Origin of the sequence: Paenibacillus sp. BK720 (genome assembly GCF_011761545.1) — a bacterium.
Taxonomy (GTDB): Bacteria; Bacillota; Bacilli; order Paenibacillales; family Paenibacillaceae; genus Pristimantibacillus.
Genome location: NZ_JAASRQ010000002.1, coordinates 81703 through 103596, shown reverse-complemented (window position 1 = coordinate 103596; position 21894 = coordinate 81703). Strand labels below are relative to the sequence as shown.

The following is a 21894-nucleotide window of genomic DNA, read 5'->3' as shown; positions in this document are numbered from 1 at the left end:
TCACCCCCAAGCTAGTTCGGTAATTTAAATTCTTTACGCTTAATCGCGATTTCGTCATTGATATACAACAGATAATCCGATAACGCCTCGCGGGGATTCTCATTGCCGTTGACGACTTTGCGGAAGGCATTGTCCAAATGGCGACCCGTGAAATAGCCGCCTGGAACCTGAGGAATTCCCTCTACCCATTGCCACTGGCTTTCAAGGTTTTTATAATCCTTCACCGGCCAAGGAAGCTCCTCTAACGCTTCTATATTGGCAGTCGGATAACGGGCGGCTTCCCCGAGCAGCCCTTCCATCTCGCGTCCGTAAGCAATTTGCGTCTCCTTGCTGGTCCACCATTTCATGAACGCCCATGACGCATCCTTATCCTTGGCATTCTCCAGCATCATTACCGCGGTTGTATGGCTGGCCACTTCATGATTCACCGTGCCGTCCGGCAATTCCGTCCCCGGCACCATCGTAAAGTCCCATAACCCCTTAATTTCGGGCGCCATTACCGTCAAGTTGTTGTAAGTCGTGTAGTCCGCAATCCCAATCGGCATCTCTCCGGTACGGAAGCGGTTCGGGAAATCCGCCATCAGCGGGAACTTATAGTTGGTATAGAACTGCGTCCATTTCTTAAAGACCTCCATCGAGATATCCGAATCGAGCGCGCTTCTCTTGTCATCATCCGTATAGAACTTGCCGTTATTCTGATAGAGAAGCATCGAGAACGTAGCATTCGGAATGAGATTCGCATTGTTCGTTACCGTGTCGATCGGCAAATAAAACTCCATGTTGTGCTTCTGAAGCACCGAGATCATGTTGTACACGTCCTGCCAGGTTTTTGGCGGGGTCAACCCGATTTCCGCCAGAACGTCTTTCCGGTAAAACAGCATCGGAAAGGTCTGCTGCTCCGGCAAGGCGTATGCGCCATTGCCGTATTCATAAGGAACCAAAGCGCTTTCGTTGAACCTGGAAGCCACTTCCTTAAAGTCGGGGAATGCGGACAAATCCGCTGCCGCCTTCCTCATCGCATAGTTGACAGGTACGTCTTCCCCAATCTGCATGGCAACATCCGGTCCTTCATCGGCCAGCGTCGCAGGAAGCAGAATATTGGCCGGAACAAGCCTCAGCTTCACGGATATATTCGACTCCGGCGTAAAGCTTTCATCGATCATGCTCTTTAATACTTGGGCCTGGTCCCGCCCGGTCGTAATCCATACCGTAATCGACTTGTCGCTTTGCTTGGTATTGCCAATGCTGTCATAGTCCTCCGTATAAGAAGCGACCAGGCCACCAAGCTCATGCCTAATCTTTTGGAACAAGGTAGCGCTTGCCCGCGGAAGCTTGGCTTCCGGAGAAGAGACGACTAGATAGTCCAGCGTAAGCGGCTGTACTCTTACGTTTAAGATCCAAGTGCCAAGTCCGCCGACATTGGTCTTGAAAGCGGTCAGCCGCTTCGCAACCGTCTCGGGCTTTGCAGCCATCTCTTCCAGCTGATTGACCATCGTATGGAGAACCGCTACTTTATCGCTTTGCTCGCCTGTCGATTGTTCGAGATAATCGGCCACGCTCTTGATCGTGGCAGCCTGCGTCTTGAACACCTCCGTCATCTCCGGAATCCGCTTCTCCAGCTGGTAATCGCGGTAAGGATCGGGCGAGTTGGAGGTAATGATCAGAATCTTTCTGTATATCTCATTAAGCTGCAGGACGCTTGATTCAATCGTCTGGAGCAGCGGAGCGATCTCGCCCAGGGATACGGACAGACGGAGCGTATGCTTGCCTTTGCTCAAATGGAACAGATAGGGCTCATCGCCGCCCATGACGTCCATCTTCCAGTCCATATCGAAGTTAAACGGAATCTGCTTCATTTCTTTAAACGGATATTCTCCGTCGATCATCAGGCTGCGCGTGCTGTAAACGCCGCGTAGCTGATCCTGCTTTCTTTTTAATGCGATCTGATACAATCCATCCTCTTGAACATCCACTTCCCACTCCAGCCACTGCCCCGGCAGCTTCCAGTTCACGCCGCCGATTGCGTTAACCCTGATTTTGGACACATCATACGGAATAACGGAAGGACTTGATTTGTCGGACAACGGATATAGGGTCGGAGACGATTTCAGCACCGCGTCCTCCGCCTGAATCATCATATACTGATCCTTCGCGGGCTTTAAGCCTGCCGCTTCATAATCCTTCTTAAAATCCTCATAGGACTTGACGGTCTGATCCTGATACAGCTCGATATAGTCGATGGCCATCGGCTCCCGGGAAGCCGTCAGCGTAAGCTTCTGCGTCCCCTTGTCGAAGTGGAACAGATAGGGCTCCGCAAAATAGCCTTCGCTGTCCATGAATGATTTGAGCTGCCAAGCCGGTTTCTCGATCTGCCTTGGACGAAGATCATTTCCCCGGTCGTCTCTCTGAATTCCGGCATCGCGATTGCCCCAAAGCCGGTCAAACAATAAATCTTCAGCCCCCGTAAACGGCTGCTCGTCATTAATCGTGAGCTTGCGTTCAATGGCGGAGCTTTTCCCCTCCAGCGGATAGTAATGAATCCGGATATTGTAAAGTCCGGCTTCTTGAACGGGGACGTTCCAGCTGATCGAGCCGGCATCCGGCGTCATGACGGCTTTTCCGTCCAGCCCCTCCGGACGATCGGCCACCTCAAAGCCTTCCCCAACGGTACCGGCGAATCTTTCGCCTTCGATGCGGATCACTTGAGACGGTCTGTCGTCGGCGGAATAGCTTTTCAAATACTCGTTATAGCCGCCTTTGTCATCGGAGTCGGTAACCGCCTGAAATCCGCCCATTGCCTGAGCGCGTCCGTTATTCGGCTGACCCGAAGGGTAGAAAGCCCATATGGACAAAAAAAATACAAGTAGAACCAGTATGGCAATTCCGTAGCGCTTTTTGCTGCTCAACTTTTCTCCCCTCCTGCGGCAAGAGATTACGCTTTAGCAACAGTCCCCCTTGTAATGGTTCGAATGGGGACTGTCGCTAAAGCTTTGCTTGTTACTTTTTGTAAACCTCATCAATAGCGGATTGAGCTTGCGCTTTATACTTGTCGATTACGGTTGATACCGAATTGCCCGAGGTCAGCTCGCCGATCATTTCGTAGTAAGGGAATTTCGGGAATGTACCGCTGTCAAGCACCAGCATGCCTGCGCCTGCATCGCGGGCGTTCTGGATATCATTCTCGTCGGTGAAGTTGCTCTCAAGCGATGCTTGGTCGGCATAGTCGTAGATCGAATCGATATCGTTGATTTTTTCCCAGATGTACACCAGCTGATCCGGATTCTCGACACTCTTCGGAATGGTCAGAGCCTGGAATGCCCCTTCGGCGGAATGGTATGCGGTTGCGCTTGGACCTTTCGGGAACGGCACAAAGCCGATATCGTAGTCCTTCATATCCGTCTTCAAGCCGCCGATCTCATACATGGCTCCGGCATACATAAGCGTATTGCCTTGACGGAAGAACTGCCCCGGTTCCGTCCAGTCCCCGCCTTCGGTTGGGCGTGCCACTTTCTCGGTTGCCAGCTTGGAGAGGAAATTAAAGACCTCAACGGTTTTCGGATCATCCAGATTTTGCTTATCGCCGCTCGTCAGGCTCGTTTCATTGGAGACGAGAGCAGGATCCATAAACCCGGCGGACGCAAGTCCCCAAGTATCCAGCTTGCCGTCGTTATTCGTATCTTTGTTCGCTTCCTTGGCCACTTGAGTAAAGGTATCCCAGTTCCAGTTATCCTCGCTTACGTAATCTTGCGGAGACTTGATACCAAGCTTGTTAAGAAGAGTACGGTTATAGAAAATGCCGGTAATCAGGTTGCCTTGACCTTCTGAGAAGGCGTAACCGCGGCCGTTGTACGACATGAATTCGGTAGCCTTTGGATTGAATACCTTCGTGTTTTTCGTGTATTCGTCAACCGGCCATAACAGGTCTTGCTGAACCAGGGAAGGAATCGTGTAGTTTTTGCCAAGTCTCACAATATCGCCAAGCGGTTCGCCCGCAAGGAGGGATGCGACGACCTTTTGCTGGTATTCGCCATAGTCAACCGCTATGAACTCCATCTTGAAGTTATGCTTCTTCTCAAGCTCCTCCAGGTTTTTCTTGCGCTGGATATTGTCCGGGTTGTCCTCTCCGATTGTCATATCCCACCAGGAGACGACCTTGATCGTTCTGCCCCCCATGTCGAAATCCATCTCCGGCGATGAAGCATCCTCTTCCGCATTGCCGGCATTATTCGAGGCCGCGGCATTGTTGGAGGCTGTCGCATTATTGCTTGCAGGCGCATCCGTATTGTTGCTTTGGCCGTTCCCGCCTTCATTGCCTTTGCTGCCGCCGCTTCCCCCGCTGCATGCCGTTAATGAAGCCGCTAACATCAAAGTCGAAAGCATCATAACCGTCTTTCTCACTCTCACATTGGTCCCCCCTAAATTGGTTTACAGGAAAAAGTGTAGCGCTTACATTTCTGGCCAACAACCTGCCTGCAAATAGGTCAATGACCTGTCAATTTATAGGTTTCCAGGAATAGCGCGGATTGTCACGCAGCTGCTAACCCAAGAGGTAAACAAATGGATGATGGATAAAGAAATGCACATTGTCACCCGCCCGAGTCATGAACAATAATAAAAACCATATCCGTCAGAGACAATCCTACAGAAAGTGAGGTTCAGCTTTATGTATAAAGCATTACTTGTTCATCCCGACAAGATTTCGAGAGAAGAAACCAGATTGCTGCTTCCATGGGAGCAGCATGGCTTCCAGCTTCATGCCTATGCGGATTCTCTCTCTGACGCTCAAGCTCTTCTTCGCACGCAGATGTTCGACCTCATTCTTATAGATCTTAAACCTTCGCAGGCTGTCGGAATGCAGATCTGTGAACAAATCAGAGAACTTAGCCGCGTTTCTATCATTCTTTTGGGAGGCAGTCATGATTTCCAGCTGCTGCGGAAAGCAATGGCCCTTCAAGTAAGCGATTACATTGCGGATCCGATGCATCCCGGGGATCTGGCTGCCAGCCTCTGCAAGATAAAGAAGGAGCTGGACGTTCAATCCGTACATTCCAAACGGTTAACCCTAAGCTACGAGAATAAAAAAAGTCAGAATCCGTCCATCATTGATCTGGTCAAGCAATACGTCCAGGAGCATATGCATGAGAATATAACCTTGAAAAAAATCTCAACCATGCTGCACTTCAACTGCGCCTATCTTGGCCAGAAATTCAAAGACCAGGAGAACATGTCGTTTAACGAATATCTTCTTCAACAGCGAATGGAGAAATCAAAGCTCCTTCTGGAGAAAACGGATATGAGGATCTACGAGATTGCAAATGAAGTAGGCTATACGGAAATTGACTGGTTCTACAAGAAATTCAAGGAATACACGGGCGCGAGCGCTAATGAGTACCGCAAGCAAAGTACGATTTACATCATGAACGGATGAGGATTGTCATTTTCGTAAGCGCTTGCAAACGAAAAGAAGCCGGCAGCGTCTTGGGACTCTTGCTTAAGTCCCGGGACTTTGACCGGCTATTCCCACATGTCTCCTTGAAGTCGCAAGCGAAAAAGCTTTCCGGATTAACGGAAAGCTTTCTCGCTTGTGCTCGTCTACTTTGTATCCGACAGCTTCAGTAATCCGAAGCCGGAGGTGTTCGTGTAGGACAGCCCCGATCGGTCATTCCAAATCGCTACGCTTTCACGATCCCCATCGCCGTCTTCATCGTTGTTCACCTGAACGTCAAAGCCAATAACGTCTCCGGCTGCAGGTGGCGTGCCATTCCATTTCACGGAGGCTTCAACCAGATAACCATTGGCGGTACGTTTTACCGCGGATACCAGATTTCCGCTTAAAGAGCCCGGATTCACGCTTTGCTCGTTGTCGAAGTTAATCCTGTACTGCCCGTCGTCTGCTTGATAGCTCGCCGTTCCGGCTTGGTTCTGATCGACGAATAGTTCTACCGAATCCTGCTCCCACGCATTAGGGCTTTGCTTCGACAACAACGAATCCGTCACTTCCGCGAGTACGTATAAACGTCCTGCATCCCACAGCGTTCTAACCTTCGCTTTTGCTCCGTTTGTCCCTTGCACCCAGCGGTCTGTCGTAATAATGTTTGCGCTGCTCCAGAGGGAATCCATATTGCCGTCTATAACCGGCGAACCCGCCCGAGCTTCCGCAAATTGCGGACCTTCTATTAAGGTTAAAACGCCATATTTGGACGTATCGGTATCTTGCGATCCCGTTCTGTCATTCCAGGAGGTTCTCGTTACCGCGCTGCCCGCTTTGTCTGCAATGCGCACATCAAATCCAAGCTTGTTATTCAGCGATAAGCCATCAAGCGGAATGGCCGCTTCGATCCGATAACCGTCTGTAAGCTTAACCGCTTTGTAGGCAGCCGGTTTACCCGGATTAGCACCGCTTCGACGGAACGTGTATTTCTTGTCATCCGATTCGTATGAGGCAGTTTTTCCGTTATTGCCGTCGATAAATACTTCCACCGCATCATTTCCGTTCGTGCTTGGATCCGTCACGTCAACCGTAAGATAAAGGTTATGCGCATCCCATAGCGACTTGAACTTGGCGACAGCCGTTCCTTCGCTCTTAACGGAGACGTAAGGCGACCTGTTCCAAGCATCCTCCAGCTTCCCGTCAATGGCCGCGCCGGCATTCGCCGCCGTTGCGTTCTGAATGTCCACCGGAAGCTTGCTTGGATCCACTAATGCCCAATAGGCATATTTCGCCTGCAGCCGTTCATCGAACAGGAGCGGCCAGTTATTGCGGTCGACCGGGAAGGTGCGAAGCCACGTATTCAAATCATCCTTGCCCCAGAAAATAACGGCGGTCAGCTGATCCGCGTGCTTCCTGAATACATGGAACAGTTCCTTATACCGCTTCGCCTGCTTCACTTGAAGCTCCGGAGGAAATGTCTCGTAAGCATCATTGTCATTGGTATAGACGCTCATATCCAGCTCTGTTACCTGCTGCTCAATATTCAAATCCGTGAAAGCTTGAATCATGTCGTCGAGCTCTTGAATCTGCGGATATTCAATGCCAATATGCGTCTGATGGCCAACGCCGTCGACGGGAATGCCTTTATCCTTCAGACGTTTGATTAAGTCATGCAGATCCTGCCGTTTTTCCGGCATATTCGTATTGTAATCGTTGATGAACAGCTTCGCATTGGGATCGGCTTCATGCGCGTATTCGAATGCCTTCTCAATAAATTCTTCTCCAGCGATCTTATACCATAAGCTGTTGCGGAGACCGCCCGGCTGATTATCGCCTGGCTCAAGCACCTCGTTCACAACATCCCATGCATAAATTTTGCCTTTGTATCGGCCGACGACCGTATCGATATGACGCTTCATCCGTGCAAACAGCAGTTCTTTGCTTGCAAGATTCCCGTTCTCATCGTAAAACACCCAGTTCGGGGTTTGGGAATGCCAGATCAACGTATGACCGCGCATCGCGATACCGTTATCCACCGCAAAATTAACAATCTTGTCCGAGCGCGTGAAGTTGAACTGTCCCTCCTGCGGCTCCGTAGCATCCCACTTCAGCTCGTTGCCGGCAGTCAAGCTGTTGAAATGCTTCTTGATCAACTGCGCATCGGGACCGCTTGGATCCTCGATTTCATTAACCAATACCGCTGCTCCCAGCTTGAAATCATCGGCAAAGACATCCTTCAACGAAGGAATATCCTGCTGTATGACAATCGGTTCCGGATCAGGAAGCTGTTCAATGGAAAAATCATCTACATAGAAATCCAGCGTTGGGCTAGAGGATGCTTCAAAATAGACGGAGAGACTTTGGATCGGCTGCTTTAATTGATACTGACCGCTAAGCTTCACCCAACCGTCCGCTGTAACATTTCCGGAAGCAACCCCTTCATAATTCGTTGTCCCGTCCGTCGTACGCTGAACCGTCATCGATACCGATGAGGCCGCTGTGCCTGCCGGGAGCTTGACCCACGCGGCAAGCGCATAGGTTTTCCCTTCCGTCATCATGGAGGTTACATCGAGCTGCGGGCCATTCCAGCCTTGCGTTCTTCCCGTTACCTGCAGACCGTATGTCCCTGTGTGAGCAGCGACTTCCGAGGCTGACAGCACTTCATTGCCTCCGCGGCCATGCCAGCCTTGAACCGTGCCATCCTCAAAATCCGTTGCCCATTTCACTGTGCTTGCTTCCGCTTCCGCCTGTTTGGGCAGCACGCTTAGCGACAATGACGTCAGCATCAGAGCGATGGCCAGCACGCCCGAAAAAGAGCGCTTCAAACCTTGTTTCTTCATCCGTACACCTCACCTTTCGTTTTTCTTGTATATTCCATTAAACCGCCCCTTGAGGGGCGGATTATGGCGTCATTTCCTGCGGATAAAGGATGATGCGCCCTTCCTCCAGCTCAACGCGTACCTTGTTGCTGTCCTTGAAGCCTTCGGCATCCAGATAACCGGCGGGAATCTGGAGACGCCCTGCCTTATCGAGAACCGCATATTCGATATGGCTTTGCCGCTCGGCCTGCAGGTGCTCGGCATCCAGCCGTGCCAGCTCGTCGGCATACGATTCTCTGCGGATCATCTCCGCGGAGGTTTTGCCGTCCCGGATCTGCACGACCCGGTTGACCTTGCGGGCTAGCAGCGGGTCATGCGTAACGATTACAACGGTAATGCCAAGGGTCTGATTGAGGTTCCGGAACAGATCCAGCACCTGATCCGAGGTCTTCGTGTCCAGCGAGCCGGTTGGTTCGTCCGCGAGAAGCAGCCTGGGCTCATTGGCCAGTGCGATGGCAATCGCCACCCGCTGCTGCTCGCCTCCGGACAGCTCGCTAAGCTTGTTTCTCAGGCGATGACCAAGCCCAACCGCTTCCAGCAGCTCGATAGCACGCGCTCTGCGCCGCCTACCCTTCAAAAGAATGGGCAGCTCTACGTTCTCCAAAGCCGTTAGATAGGGAATGAGGTTGCGGGCGTTATTCTGCCATACGAAACCAACGGTCTCCCGCTTATACTTCACAAGCTCCTTCTCGCCAAACGCAAGCAGATCCTTGCCGTCTACAAACAGCTTGCCAGCGGACGGCTTATCCAGGCCGCCCAGCATATTCAGCAGCGTCGACTTCCCGCTTCCGGAATTGCCGATGATCGCCATTAACTCTCCGTCCTCCACCCGCATATCCAGCCCTTGCAAAGCAACCACCTCCAGATCGGCGGTTTTGTAGATTTTGACGAGCTCCTCGCATCTGATCATGGTTTATTCCTCCCCCAGCTTCAGCGCCTGCGCAATCCGCGTCCGGGACAGCCGGTAGCCAAGTATTAGCAGACCAACGGTGAGAGTAAGGCCTACGATACTGTAAAGCTGCAAATAATCGCTGAGCTTATAGACGATCTGAAATGGCGGAACCTGCTCCGCCGTTGCAAACGACATTTCAAACAGCGGGACGAACAGCTCGCTGATCCTATTGCCGATTAACACGCCGATGATGACGGCTGCACCGGAGGTAAGAAGCTGCTCGCTGAGCAGCATGCCGATAATTTGCGGGAAAGGAATACCCATCGCCCTCAAAACCCCGTACTGCAGCGTTCGGCCGGATAAAGCAAGCACCCAGAACAACAGGAAGCCAAAGAAGCTGATCAGCATCGATATAACAAAGCCTAGCGTCATGACTCCGTTAATGGCCAGCCGGAACGGATCATTTTTGGAAGCGATCAGCTCCTGCTTCGAGTCGTGCAGACCGGTCACGTTGATTTTCGCTGCGGTCAGCTGATCATAGATGGACTGGCTGGAAACGCCGTCCTTCAGCTTAAGCCACACTTCATAAGGCTCAACCGCAAGCCGGTTCTGAATCGTGCTCAAATTGCCGACGATAAGATTCGGCTTTGTTGGTCTCTCTTCGCCGCCCGCAGCAGGCAGCGGATTCCAGCCCGGCCAATAATCGATAATGCCGTAGACGGTGAACAACGCTTCATCCAGTCCGTCCCAATAAAGGCTTATCGGATCCCCGGGCTTGACCTTCGCGGCGTCGGCTAGCGATTGCGAGATAAGAACCGCCTTCGGATTGGTCGCCATAAGATTCAAGTAACTGTTAATTGGATAATCGAGAAGACCGTCCTTCATCCAGGCGGTTTCACCGAAATCCTTCGTATCGATACCAACCAGCGTGGCTGCGCCGTTTGTCTTCTTCGCGCCGCCCGCGCTGAATCTGGCCCCTTCCTTCCGGAATACCTTGGCCGATGCTTCTAACCCGCTCAGCTCCCGGAATGGCTGGAATGGCGGTTCCGTATATTGCACCCGCTTCTCGCCGGACTCTTGCGCAGTCTGATTCGGAGGCTCGGCTCCCTGCTGGATTGGCGGAGGAGCGTCGCTTTCCCAACGGGTAGTCAGTGTCATATCCGCGCCAATGTTATATTGGATCTTGCTTTCCATATTATCGTTGATGGTCCGTGCTGCGTTGGCACTGAACAATCCGGTTGATACCGTCAAAATCAGGAATACTTTAATCGTCAAATACTGGCCAGACGAACGGCTGATCTGTATAAGCGTGTTGTATAGCGCCGGCGGCCACCACTTGCGCCCGGCCCAGTAAACAAGCCGAATAAACCATGGATAAATCCGAAGCACCAATAGCCCGGCTCCCAGCGCAAACAGCGCGGGCATCAGAAACAGCAGCGGATCCACCTGCAGGGCATCCGAATCCAGGGCCAGACGCTTTAAATCCTGCTGCCGGTTATTGAAATTGTAGAGAAGATACAGAGCCAGACCGACTAGCAAAATATCGATGCCCGTCTTGTGCCAGAAGGACATCCTGGTCATTCTTGCCGCCTGCTGCTTATGATTCACGATCGATACCCGGGTCGCCAGAAACGCCGGAATCAGGATCAGCACGATCGCTCCGGCAACTGCGGCGGCCGCTACCTTATACGCATTGCTGGTCAAGCTGACCTCGAGAGCCGAACGCTGCACGAATTCAAGAAATCCGCCCGATGCCCCCAGTATTTTCGTAAAGGTAACGCCAAGAAAAGGACCAACCGCAAGCGCGCTTATTCCAAGCATCAGGCTTTCCAGCGTATAAGCCGTCATAATCTGAAGCCGGCTGGCTCCTCGGCTTCGAAGCACGGATATTTCCGTTTTTTGCCTCTCAATGACGAGATTTGCCGCCATAAACAAATAGAAAGCGAGCATGAGCATCACCGGAGAATACAGAGACAGCATCATCACGTCAAGCTTCTCTTGCTTGCCTTGATAGGAGGCTATCGTTTCATTCGCGGGAATATTAATTTCTGCTGACCCAAGCCGTCCGCGGAAGTAACTTCGAATCGCCCGGTTGGCTTCGGTGAAGGCCCCGATCTTATCGATGCTCATCTGTTTGTAATCCAGCGCATAACGCCATTCCAGGTCGGATACCCTTACCTTGCCGTCCTTTGCCATAAATTCGCGTTCGAATTGCCGGAAGGGAATGAGGAAGCCGTCAGGCTCATCCGTCGCCAGAAAAGGCAAATACGGATCCGCTGCCGGATCGGTATCGATAATCCCGACCGGGATGACCCGGAACAAATGCTTATCCGCCGTCTCTGCCAGAAGCTCCTCCCCTAAATCGCGTTTAACGGAATTCAGAAACTTTTCCGTCACAACCGCTTCAAACAAGCCGTCCGTGCGGTCAACCGGCATTCGGCCGTCAATCAGACGCACTCTCTTGTCCATGTCGGACAGCGCCTTGAAGCCTCCCGTCGTCTTTTGCGTCTTCTTCTCCTGCTCCGATGCGTCCGCTCCGTACACCTTCATCTTTTGGGTGAAACGCTGCTGATAGAAGGACAGCGCCTCCAGTCCCATCCGCTCGGGAATCGACTGAATGTACCGGTCCGCGCGTTCAATGGCCTGAGCGGTTTTCTGATCCATCTTGGCCGATGAGACCGATGTGCTGACCCGCACGTATCCGGGAAATACGGAGTTCTTGCTTTGGACCAGCTGAAGCTCCTTCTGCAAAGTCCTCTCGAGAATGGCATCCGAATAAAGCGGCATCGAGCTGAATAGAGCCACGCATACGGTCAGACCAAACCATAAATTCAGCTGAAGCCATTTGTTATTGGCCATTTTGCGGAGAATCATTGTCCATAATGCCATGCGTACACCTCACTCTTGCGCCCTGTCGCCAAGGCTTCGTTGTTACGTCAATTGTTCAGAATGACCTTCTGGCCTTCCTCAAGCCCCTTAACGATCTCCACCTCGGTTGGGGTTGTTAATCCAACCTCGATATCCACTTCTTTTTTGCGTTCGCCGTCTGCAACCTGAACATAAGATCTGCCCATGTAAGATCGAATGGCCTTACGGGGCAGTACAATGGCATTTTCCCGTTTCTGAAGCTCAATCGTCATATCGGCGCTATGTCCGATTTGAATGCCTTCGGGCGGATGGTCGATCCCCATGACAATGGTTACGGCATTGCTGTTCGCTTTTGCCTGATCCGTGCTGACGGGAGTATTGGATGGAGACTGCAGCACTTTACCGGTATAATCCTTTCCCTTGTACTTCAGGCTGACGGGCATCCCCGCCTCCACGCCAAGTACATCCTTGGCATCCGATGCCACGTAAGTCAATTGCATGCTGGAGGGGTCAGCTACCGTCACGATGGTTTGATAGGCATTCACGCGGTCGCCGGTTTTAATGGCATCGACGTAGATCACCGTTCCCGCGATTGGGGACAATAACCGAGATTTATGAAGCCTGCTTTCCATGGCTTGCAGCGATATCCGTTCCCGTTCAACGTCGATTTCCTTCAGCCGCTTGTCAGTTCCGGACGCTCCATCCCTCACGGCTTCACTGTACAGAAGCTGCACCCGCTCTACGTTCAGCTTTTGCAGCCGGACCTGCAGCGCCAGATCCTCTGTCTCCAGCTCGGCCAGCAGGTCGCCGGCCTTTACCTCTTGCCCGAGCTTGACGTTAACCGATTTCAGCTGACCGCCCGATTCGGCAAATGACAGCGTCTTCACGTTCGAGGAGACAAAGGTTGCCGTCCCTTTCAGCGAGGTTTGAATATTGCCGCGGGTTACATCAACAAGATCAAGCTTTTCCTGAACCGGCTGAATAAGCGGAGGCTGCAGCACCGCTTCCTCTTGGGGAAGAAGAGAACAGCCGGAAAGCGTTAACGCCGTAATCGCGAAGACGGCTACCCGCTTTGCCATCCTGCTAGATAAGAGGCTTATGATTCGTTGTTTCGGATACAATTTTTCCATCCTCCAATGCAATAACATGATCGACGAGCTCCATAATACCCGGGTCATGCGTAGTAAGCAGAATCGTCATTCCGGAACGGTGAACCAGATCCCTGAACACCCGCATCACCTGCAATCCCATTCGGCTGTCCAATTCCGCGGTCGGCTCGTCTGCGATCAGAAGCGCAGGTTCATGCGCAATGGCGCGCGCAATGGCCACCCGCTGCTGCTCTCCCCCGGACAACTCCATCGGACGATGCTTCATCCGCTCCCGCATGCCTACCCGCTCGAGAGCCTTTTCGGCTGCATCCTTGTTCCCCTTCACCGGTGTTCCTGCAATCCGAAGCCCAAACTCCACATTCTCGTAAGCGGACATAAGCGGAATGAGCCCGAACGACTGAAAGACCAGTCCGATCTCCTTGCGGCGCAAGGCATTCCTCTCTTTGGCTGATAAGCCGGTAATTTCTCTCCCTTGAAAAAAAACCTGCCCCTCAGTGGGCTCGTCAAGCGCACTTAGAATATTCAGCAACGTTGTTTTACCGGAGCCTGAACGCCCCTTCAGCGCTACCATGGAACCAGCCGGAATATTGAGCTGTATATCTGACAGAGCCGTAACCCCGGCATTTCCTTTTCCGAAGACCCGCTTTATTCCTGTCGCCTTAAGCAACGGTTCCCCGTTTGTTTCAGTCTGTTCTGCCTGCGTAGCCAGCACGATTCTTCCCCCTTTCCCTTTTACCCCGCTGTTTCCGCCTTCTTTAAAAAGTGTAGTGCTAACGGAATGAGGCAACAACCTGTCGGCTTTTGGTAGAACACCCGCCAAGGTATAGAAAGTGCCGCAGGCTTACGAAGCGCAAAAAAGCACGTTCCCGATTGGAACGCGCTTTACTTTGCACACTCTTTTATTGCCCAATGATCGCCTTAACCACTTCTTTTGGGCGCTGCTCCGTATCGAACAGAAGCGGCCAGTTTTTCCTCCCTCTAACAGGAAAGTGATCCAGCCAAGTATAATCGTCCGCCGCTCCCCAGAACGTTACGCTGGTCAGTACGTCTTTATATTCGCGGAACAGCTCGAAAAATTGCTTGTATCTCTCTTCCTGCAGACGCATCATCTCCGCCGTAGGTGAAGTAAGATCGGTACGTCTATCGTCAAAGGCGAACATGGATACGTCCATCTCGGTCATTTGCAGCTTTAAGCCAAGCGATGCATATCGCTCGATAGCTTCCCGGATCAGGTCCATGGACGGATCAAACAGATTCCAATGCGCCTGGAGTCCAATGCCGTGAATGGGAGTGCCCTTCTCCAGCAAGGATTTCGCCAAGGAGTAGATCTTTTCTCTTTTGCCAGGGTTGCATTCATTGTAGTCGTTATAGAACAGAAGGGCATTAGGATCGGCTTCATGCGCAAAGCGGAGGGCCTGCTCGATGTAATCTTCTCCGATGCCGTGCAGCCATTTGGAAGGACGCAAGCTTTCTTCGCCGGCGTCCGTTACGGCTTCGTTTACGACATCCCAGCAATAGATCGTATCCCGGTACCGTTTCACAACCGTCTCAATGTGAGACTTCATCCGGGCAAGCAGCAGCTCGCGGCCGGCTATTCCTCCATTCCCGTCCTCGAATACCCATTCTGGCGTCTGATTATGCCATACAAGCGTATGCCCCCTCAGCTTCATGCCGTTCTCGCGGGCGAAGCCGGCGATCCGGTCGGCCCGTTCGAAGGTATACAGATGCTCCTCCGGATGAAGGCTTTCGAATTTCATTTCATTCTCGGCGGTTAAGCTGTTGTAATGCTGCTGCAGCAGTGTGCTTTGACTGACAATCGTCCGGTGATTGACGGCCGCCCCAATCAGGAAATCGTTATGAAACGCACCGGCTAACGATTGCTCATCCTGCTTTTTCATTGTATTCTCCATTCTTAATCGCACCTCTTTCATCCTTCGTATTTTCGAGACATGCTAAACGGTTTTCGTATATCGGAAATAATCAAAATCAACATAACCTCCGGATTGCCTTGTTGCATAATTGAACAAGCCAATCCGGTAGCCCATGAAATGGTCCAGCGTATACTTCATTTGCAGAGGGCGTCCGATCGATATCCATTCCGTACCGTCTGCTGAATAATAAAAATAAGCTCTATCCATACTGTCCCTGAAATCAAAATCGATTCTCACATGAATCCGGCTGCCGTTATATTTAAGCTTTTCCAGGGTTTCCATTCCGCCGTCGCCGCGGTTTATCCCCATTACGACATAAAGCTCGCCATTGTCTTCCGCTTGTATGCCCACGGTGCCATACTCGCTTTGCAGCGCGACAAGGCCGGCATGATCTCCCGCCTTCATATGAGATAAATCCAATACCGTCGTTCCGCAGCACGCCGGCCCTTCCGTTCGCTGAGTCAACGTGTTGCGCGCCAGAACGACACGGTCAACGATACGGCCGGTCTCCAGTCTCAAGTAACCCGGCCGGGCGGTAAGCGACCAGAGCGAATTGTCCGGATTATGATTCCACTGCCAGTTCAAGGCCAGCTTGTTTTCTTCATAATCGAATTCATCGCTGATCACCAGCGGCTTGGACACCGACTCCGGTAAATTCGCCGCAAAAGAGACCGGCGCTTTGGCGCCATCGCCTATTACCGGCCAGCCATCCTCCCAAGCCATCGGCAGCACGCACGGAATCCTTCCGACCGCATCATGATCCTGGAACAAGAAGGCATACCATTCGCCGGAAGGCGTGTCGATGATCCCGCCTTGCGCAACGCCCTTGTTGCGGTAACCGAGGTCATCGTCCAGAATGACTTTGTATTCATACGGACCAAGCAGTTCCTTCGAGCGGTAACACAGCTCCCTGCGTCGCCCATGTCCGGTTCTTGGCCAGTCGATAAAGAACAAATAGTAATAGCCGTTCAGCTTGTAAGCATGACAGCCTTCGATACGCAGTCCGATGCCATCCCGTTCTCCTTCCAGCAGAAGCTGGCGGATTCCGTCCGGTTTAATTGCAGCTGCGTCCGCGGTTAATTCAGTTATATAGATATTACCGTTGCCGCTGAACACAAAAACACGGTCTTCGTCAAAGAGCAGAGCCGGATCATGCAGCAGACCGTTGATCACGGAGCGCTCCCAGCTGCCGTTCTCGATATCTTCTGTCCGGTAAATATAGAATTGCTGCATATCATTGCTAGAAAAGCAGACATAGAAGGTTCCGTTATGATAGCGAAGGCTGGAAGCCCAAGAGCCCTTTCCGTAAATCCCTTTGCCATCCGCTAGATTGTGAGCCTCATTGTCTTCGAACGTATCAAATACGTAATTGACGATCTCCCAGTCCTTTAAATTAATGGATTTCATAATTGGACAGCCGGGCATGGAGTGCATGCTGGTGCTGACCATGTAAAAAACGTCTCCTACGCGAATCATATCGATATCCGGTATATCCGCCCAAATAATAGGATTTGTCAGAACGATGCTGCTCATGTGCAGTTCCCCTCTCCATTCATATTCAATCGACTTATAGGACGTCTTCCAGTTGCCGCCTGCTGTGGGCATCAAGAAGATGCCAGTCCGCAATCTCGCAGCGTTTGCCGTGCATATCCGTCAGGACGATTCGGTTTCCTCCCGGAAATTGAAGATGCTCGTGCAGATTTCTCATCGTCAGCCGGGTGTCGCCGAGATGGGTCTCAAGCTCCCAAATCCATAAATCCGATTTAAATTTCACGCTTGCTACGCGTTGTACCTTTGGCAGAAAATATCGGTACTGAAGCTCCTTTTCCAGCTCAGCTACGCATTCGGCAGACAATTCCGCAATATCGCGGATGATGCCAAGCTCTTCCCCGCCAGTCGTTCTCACCGAGATATATTCGGAAGCATAGCGAAACGGAAATGTTCGGAAGACAACCAGTTCTTCATAAGGTTTGCCGTCCACAACGCCTTGCAGCACACCGCCCTTGCCCCGGCTGAAGTAGATCTCTTCCGGCTTGAACAGCCGGATATCGTAACGGTCTGCCATCAGCCTTCTACCCCCTTGATTTGAGACAGCTCTTTCTGCGCATCCACAAGCTTGCGGTAAAACCCTTTTTCCTTGCCCAGAAGCTCTTCATGCGTGCCGACCTCAACGATCTTGCCATGATCCAATACAACCAGCCGGTCCGCATTGCGGAGTGTAGAAAGCCGGTGGGCGATGGCGAAGGTGGTCCGGCCTTGGATAAGCCGGGAGATTGCCTCCTGGATCTGCTGCTCCGTTTCCGTATCAACGGACGCTGTCGCTTCATCCAGAATCAAAATGCGGGGATCATGGATAATGGCCCTTGCAATGGCTACGCGCTGCTTCTCGCCGCCGGAAAGCTTATGCCCCCGTTCCCCTACTCGTGTATCGTAACCATCCGGCAGACGGACAATAAACTCATGCGCGTTTGCAATTTTGGCTGCCCGCATAATCTCCTCGGGCGAAGCATCCGGCTTCGAATACGCAATATTATCGGCAATGGAACCGTCGAACAGGAACGTCTCCTGAAGCACAACGCCGATCTGCTTCCGCAAATCGGATTGGCTGATCTCTCGTATGGAGATGCCGTCGATATAGATATCTCCCTCATCCGTGTCATAGAACCGGCAGATCAGATTAATAAACGTCGACTTGCCTGCTCCGGAATGTCCCACGAGGCCAATCATTTCGCCCTGCTTCACTTGGAGATTGATGTCTTTCAGTACGGGATGATGCTTTTCATAACCATAGGTGACCTTTTCGAATCTAACCAGACCTTGAATGGTGCCAAGAGCTGCCGGCCGACGAGCTTCCGGAACATCCGACGGCGTATCCATGATTTCGAATACCCGGTGGGCGGCAGCCATGGCATTGCTTGCCCAGTTGATCATTTGACTGACCCATTGCAACGGGCCAAACAACATGCCAAGGTAAGCAACAAGAGCCATAAGAACTCCAAGCTGCATCCCCTCATGAAGTACCTTGTTACCGCCGTTATACCAGATAAGCAGCGTCCCTATTCCCGCAATAAAATTAAACGCAGGGAACATGAACTGCCATAGTCCCTCCATCCGGATATTGTTTCGTACCACTTCAACGTTGGCATTGGCATAACGGGCCATCTCCTCCCGCTCCCGGCCAAAAGCTTTAACGACGCGGATGCCCTGCAGCGAATCACCGACCAGCGTATTCAGGCGGAAGATGGATCGCCATTGCTGGTACCAGCGGCGCCCAATCTTCGGCCAGATCGTCATCGACACCGCGATCATGACCGGTACGGGCAGCAGCGCGAACAGCGACAGCTTCCAGTCCAGGCTCAGCATAATAACGAATATCGCGACGATTCGCAACGACTCTCCGCATACAAAGACGACCCCGTCCGTCATGAACTGCCGCATCGCTTCCGAGTCGCTGTTCACGCGGCCGATAAACTGCGAGGTTTGCCGGCGGTCGAAGAAGGAGATGGAAAGACGCATCAAAGAACCGTATATATCTTTGCGGAGATCCCCCATCAGCTTAGAGCCAACCCATACGCCGATGTATCCCCTTACCGTCTGCATGACCGACAGCATCAAGGTTGTAACTCCCAAGCCGAGAATAAGCAACAATAGAATGGAGCCCTTATTCTGAGCCTGAAGCACATCGTCGATAATGACTTTTGTCAAATAAGGCGGCACCAGCTCCACGAACGTGGTCAGGATAAGCATGCAGGCTGCCGCCGCCAAATGTCCCTTATAAGGCTTGGCGTAGCGCAGCATCCGGGCAGCGGCTTTGCCGCTGTTCATGCACAGCTGGCATACCTTCGTGCCTTCATGAAGCGGATTGCCGCAGGTTGGACAATGCTTCGGAATATCCCGCTCCGATAATACCGGCCGCTCTTCCCTCTTGGCCAGCGCACTGATCAGCTTTGCCGCAAAATTGAATACCGGCGTCATGGCTGCCGTATAGCGGGCTATAACAACGGGAGAATCATGGGTGTCTGCTACCAGCATGCCTCCCCCTACCGCTCCGACAGCGCGCGCGTCTCTCAACTCGCTTACTTCAAATTTAACGGCCAGCGAACCATCCTTCTGCCAGACCCGGATATCCCGGTCTGTCACTGCCAGCCATTGTTCCCCAAAGCAGCCATCGAACAGCAGATCGGACTTGATGCTAAACAGCATTTCTCCCGTTACCTGCTTCCTCAGCTGCTCAGGCAGTTCATCCATGATGGACATAGTCCCCTCCCGCTTCGTCAAACCGTTATCGGTAAATGGTAAACAAGGAAAGTTTAGCTCTATGCAGCAAGCTCCAACAACCTGCCGGATTGCGGTTCTATTACCCGTCTAGTTATAGATATCCGGCCTTCGCGTTGCCTAGCTTCATCGGAAACAACAATTATCCATATAGAAGCAACTTTAAGCTATAGGCTGCGGAAGATCCCCTATGATTTAATACAAACAAACGATTCATATTCACATCCGGCCTTGTTGCCGGTCACGCGAAAGGATGCAAGCAATAAATGGACAACCCTCTTCTTGGACTTACCCCCGCAATGGGATGGAACTCGTGGAACACGTTTACCTGGGACATTAATGAGCAATTAATTCGGGATGTTGCCGATCGTTTCGAATCGGACGGTTACAAGGCTGCCGGTTACGAATATATCGTCATTGACGATTGCTGGAGCTTGAAGCAGCGGGACCAGCAGGGGAATCTGGTAGCCGATCCCGCCAAGTTTCCAAGCGGAATGAAAGCGCTCGCCGATTATATCCACTCCAAAGGCTTGAAATTCGGCATGTATTCCTGCGTCGGCACCCACACCTGCGCGGGTTATCCCGGCAGCTTCGAGCATGAGTTTCAAGACGCCCAATTATTCGCCGAGTGGGGCGTCGACTATTTGAAGTACGATTACTGCTTCAAACCCCGGCATATCTCCGGAGAATTGCTCTACAAACGGATGAGCCTTGCTCTTAAAAACAGCGGACGGGAAATCCTCTTCTCTGCCTGCAATTGGGGCGAGGATCATGTCTACCAGTGGATACGCGAATCGGGTGCCCATATGTACCGGTCAACGGGCGATATTCAGGATCACTGGGAATCTATTAAGAATCTGGCACTCTCGCAGCTGGACAAAGAATGCTATACCGGCTCCTTCTGCCATAACGATATGGACATGCTGGTCGTCGGCATGTACGGCGGCAGCAATAATTCGTTTATCGGCAGCAAAATAGGAGGCTGTACCGATAACGAATACAAGACCCATTTCTCTTTGTGGTGCATGATGGGCTCTCCTCTCATGATGGGCTGCGATATCCGCACGGCTAATCAGGCGACCAAAGACATGCTGCTTAACACGGATCTCATAGCCATTAATCAGGACATCGAAAGCCGCGGAGCATACCGGATCAAGCCGGAGCCGCAATGGTTCCATACCGAGGATGTCTTTATGCTTGTAAAGGTTCTTTCGGATGGCGAACTGGCGATTGGCTTCTTTAATCTAAGCGATGATCAGCGGGAGCTTTCGCTGCAATTCTGGGATATCGGACTTCCCTACGCCTCCGGGTTCTCCTTATCCTTATACGACTGCTGGGAGCATAAGGAGCTTGGAATATTCAAGGAACGGTTCGCACCCGTTGTGCCGGCGCATGACTGTCTGATCGTCCGGGCCAAGCTGGTTAAATAATGAACAGCAAATCCTGCAAGACCTGTCAGGCCCCCCTCCAAGCCGATGATCGGGCGATTTACATGAAGCTTGTCTCAAGAACGGCACAACAATTTTTATGCATCGATTGCCTGGGCGTTAAGCTAAGCTGCGGACGCGAGCCCCTGGAGAAGCTGATACGCTACTTCAGGGAATCCGGCCATTGCGTCCTTTTCCGCTAAAGGATTTCGGTACGGCCATGCAGCGTCATATACTCGGAGGGCGTATATGACGTTGCTTTTTTAAATACTTTGGAGAAATACAACTGATCCTTATAGCCGACCGAGTAAGCAACCGATTTGACGGACAATACGGAGGATTCCAGAAGCTCGCGCGCCCGTTCAATCCGGTATGCAGTCAGATAGCGGGATACAGACATACCGGCAGCTTCCTTAAACAAGCGGAACAGGTAGCTTCTCTCCAGGCTCACCGCGTTTACAATATCGGACACCGTCAGGTTTGCCCGCCAATAATTAATGATGATATACTCCTTGGCCATCTTCACATAATCCGCCGGCTGAGATTCTCTCGGATAAAACTCCAAATAATAGGACAGCAGCAAACGCAATTGCGCCCCCGCTCTAATTCTCTCAAAAGGCCTCGCATCCGCCCTTGGCGCCGCGGGGAAATACGGCTTCAGATCATGCGGGCTCGCCCCGGCCACGGGGTTATCCCGTTCCATTTCGGTCATTCCCACCAGACGCCCGGCTTCATCGCCTTTAAATTCAATCCATATATATTCCCAAGGATCCTCAGGATCCGGATAATAGTAAATTTCCGTTTGCGGGAAGATCATAAAGCTATCGGCCGCCTTTAATGAAAATCGCTGATTGCGCGTCTCGAGCGTTCCTTTCCCGCTTATAATGAAGTGCAGCGCGTAAACATCGCGTACTCCCGGCCCCCACTTATGCATGTTGGCCGGCTTATAACCGCTGTAGGTGCAGATTAACTGACTGTTGTGATAGGCGTCGGAGGCTCGAACGGGCTTCATGCAGCATCATATCCTTTCCTGCTCTAAAAAGAGACCGCGGCCATTCTCGCCGCGATCTCCCTTCACGATA

The 21894-nt window shown here is 52.0% G+C and carries 14 protein-coding genes; 2 read left to right on the top strand and 12 right to left on the bottom strand.

Going from position 1 to position 21894, the window contains the following annotated elements; all coding sequences use genetic code 11:
* Positions 1-11: 11 nt before the first annotated feature.
* Together FHT67_RS07470 and FHT67_RS07465 are read right to left on the bottom strand one after the other, a co-directional pair.
* Positions 12-2906: an extracellular solute-binding protein gene (locus FHT67_RS07470; protein WP_208403182.1), complete on the bottom strand. Its 2895-nt coding sequence runs from the start codon at positions 2904-2906 to the stop codon at positions 12-14.
* A 91-nt stretch (positions 2907-2997) separates the two neighbouring features.
* Positions 2998-4404, bottom strand: a complete 1407-nt coding sequence (locus FHT67_RS07465) for an extracellular solute-binding protein (protein WP_347880080.1) — start codon at positions 4402-4404, stop codon at positions 2998-3000.
* A gap of 259 nt (positions 4405-4663) precedes the next feature.
* Here FHT67_RS07465 and FHT67_RS07460 point away from each other — a divergent pair, with 259 nt between their 5' ends.
* On the top strand, positions 4664-5428 hold the full coding sequence (locus FHT67_RS07460) for a response regulator transcription factor (RefSeq protein WP_167197037.1): 765 nt from the start codon (positions 4664-4666) through the stop codon (positions 5426-5428).
* Positions 5429-5592: 164 nt separating this feature from the next.
* Here FHT67_RS07460 and FHT67_RS07455 read toward each other — a convergent pair whose 3' ends face one another.
* The 9 genes from FHT67_RS07455 to FHT67_RS07415 form a co-directional block, all read right to left on the bottom strand.
* Positions 5593-8271 carry an endo-1,4-beta-xylanase gene (locus FHT67_RS07455; protein ID WP_167197033.1) on the bottom strand — a complete coding sequence of 893 codons (2679 nt, stop codon included), beginning with the start codon at positions 8269-8271 and terminating at the stop codon, positions 5593-5595.
* Between the two features lie 61 nt (positions 8272-8332).
* Entirely contained in the window at positions 8333-9220 is an 888-nt protein-coding gene (locus tag FHT67_RS07450; RefSeq protein WP_167197031.1) for an ABC transporter ATP-binding protein, read from the bottom strand.
* A gap of 3 nt (positions 9221-9223) precedes the next feature.
* Positions 9224-12091, bottom strand: coding sequence for an ABC transporter permease (locus tag FHT67_RS07445; protein WP_167197028.1), 2868 nt, complete (start codon positions 12089-12091; stop codon positions 9224-9226).
* Positions 12092-12138: 47 nt separating this feature from the next.
* Positions 12139-13149 carry an efflux RND transporter periplasmic adaptor subunit gene (locus FHT67_RS07440; protein WP_243867027.1) on the bottom strand — a complete coding sequence of 337 codons (1011 nt, stop codon included), beginning with the start codon at positions 13147-13149 and terminating at the stop codon, positions 12139-12141.
* Between the two features lie 4 nt (positions 13150-13153).
* Positions 13154-13891: an ABC transporter ATP-binding protein gene (locus FHT67_RS07435; protein ID WP_347880079.1), complete on the bottom strand. Its 738-nt coding sequence runs from the start codon at positions 13889-13891 to the stop codon at positions 13154-13156.
* A 187-nt stretch (positions 13892-14078) separates the two neighbouring features.
* Complete coding sequence (locus tag FHT67_RS07430) at positions 14079-15089, bottom strand: endo-1,4-beta-xylanase (RefSeq protein WP_167197022.1); 1011 nt, start codon at positions 15087-15089, stop codon at positions 14079-14081.
* Between the two features lie 42 nt (positions 15090-15131).
* Positions 15132-16643: a glycoside hydrolase family 43 protein gene (locus FHT67_RS07425; RefSeq protein ID WP_167197019.1), complete on the bottom strand. Its 1512-nt coding sequence runs from the start codon at positions 16641-16643 to the stop codon at positions 15132-15134.
* A 34-nt stretch (positions 16644-16677) separates the two neighbouring features.
* On the bottom strand, positions 16678-17175 hold the full coding sequence (locus tag FHT67_RS07420) for a DUF1854 domain-containing protein (protein ID WP_167197016.1): 498 nt from the start codon (positions 17173-17175) through the stop codon (positions 16678-16680).
* A complete protein-coding gene (locus tag FHT67_RS07415) occupies positions 17175-19367 on the bottom strand; it encodes an ABC transporter ATP-binding protein (RefSeq protein WP_167197013.1) in 2193 nt (730 codons plus the stop codon). Before FHT67_RS07415 ends, FHT67_RS07420 begins: the two co-directional genes overlap by 1 nt.
* A gap of 284 nt (positions 19368-19651) precedes the next feature.
* Here FHT67_RS07415 and FHT67_RS07410 point away from each other — a divergent pair, with 284 nt between their 5' ends.
* Entirely contained in the window at positions 19652-20815 is a 1164-nt protein-coding gene (locus FHT67_RS07410) for a glycoside hydrolase family 27 protein (RefSeq protein ID WP_167197010.1), read from the top strand.
* 196 nt (positions 20816-21011) lie between these two features.
* Here the strand turns inward: FHT67_RS07410 and FHT67_RS07405 are convergent, their stop codons facing one another.
* Positions 21012-21824, bottom strand: coding sequence for a helix-turn-helix domain-containing protein (locus FHT67_RS07405; RefSeq protein WP_132307044.1), 813 nt, complete (start codon positions 21822-21824; stop codon positions 21012-21014).
* Positions 21825-21894 lie beyond the last annotated feature (70 nt).

Coding starts and splice junctions, on each gene's coding strand:
- FHT67_RS07460 (WP_167197037.1), top strand. CDS start 4,664: ATGTATAAAGCATTACTTGTTCATCCCGACAAGATTTCGAGAGAAGAA.
- FHT67_RS07455 (WP_167197033.1), bottom strand. CDS start 8,271: ATGAAGAAACAAGGTTTGAAGCGCTCTTTTTCGGGCGTGCTGGCCATC.
- FHT67_RS07450 (WP_167197031.1), bottom strand. CDS start 9,220: ATGATCAGATGCGAGGAGCTCGTCAAAATCTACAAAACCGCCGATCTG.
- FHT67_RS07445 (WP_167197028.1), bottom strand. CDS start 12,091: ATGGCATTATGGACAATGATTCTCCGCAAAATGGCCAATAACAAATGG.
- FHT67_RS07440 (WP_243867027.1), bottom strand. CDS start 13,149: ATGGCAAAGCGGGTAGCCGTCTTCGCGATTACGGCGTTAACGCTTTCC.
- FHT67_RS07430 (WP_167197022.1), bottom strand. CDS start 15,089: ATGGAGAATACAATGAAAAAGCAGGATGAGCAATCGTTAGCCGGTGCG.
- FHT67_RS07425 (WP_167197019.1), bottom strand. CDS start 16,643: ATGAGCAGCATCGTTCTGACAAATCCTATTATTTGGGCGGATATACCG.
- FHT67_RS07420 (WP_167197016.1), bottom strand. CDS start 17,175: ATGGCAGACCGTTACGATATCCGGCTGTTCAAGCCGGAAGAGATCTAC.
- FHT67_RS07415 (WP_167197013.1), bottom strand. CDS start 19,367: ATGTCCATCATGGATGAACTGCCTGAGCAGCTGAGGAAGCAGGTAACG.
- FHT67_RS07410 (WP_167197010.1), top strand. CDS start 19,652: ATGGACAACCCTCTTCTTGGACTTACCCCCGCAATGGGATGGAACTCG.
- FHT67_RS07405 (WP_132307044.1), bottom strand. CDS start 21,824: ATGAAGCCCGTTCGAGCCTCCGACGCCTATCACAACAGTCAGTTAATC.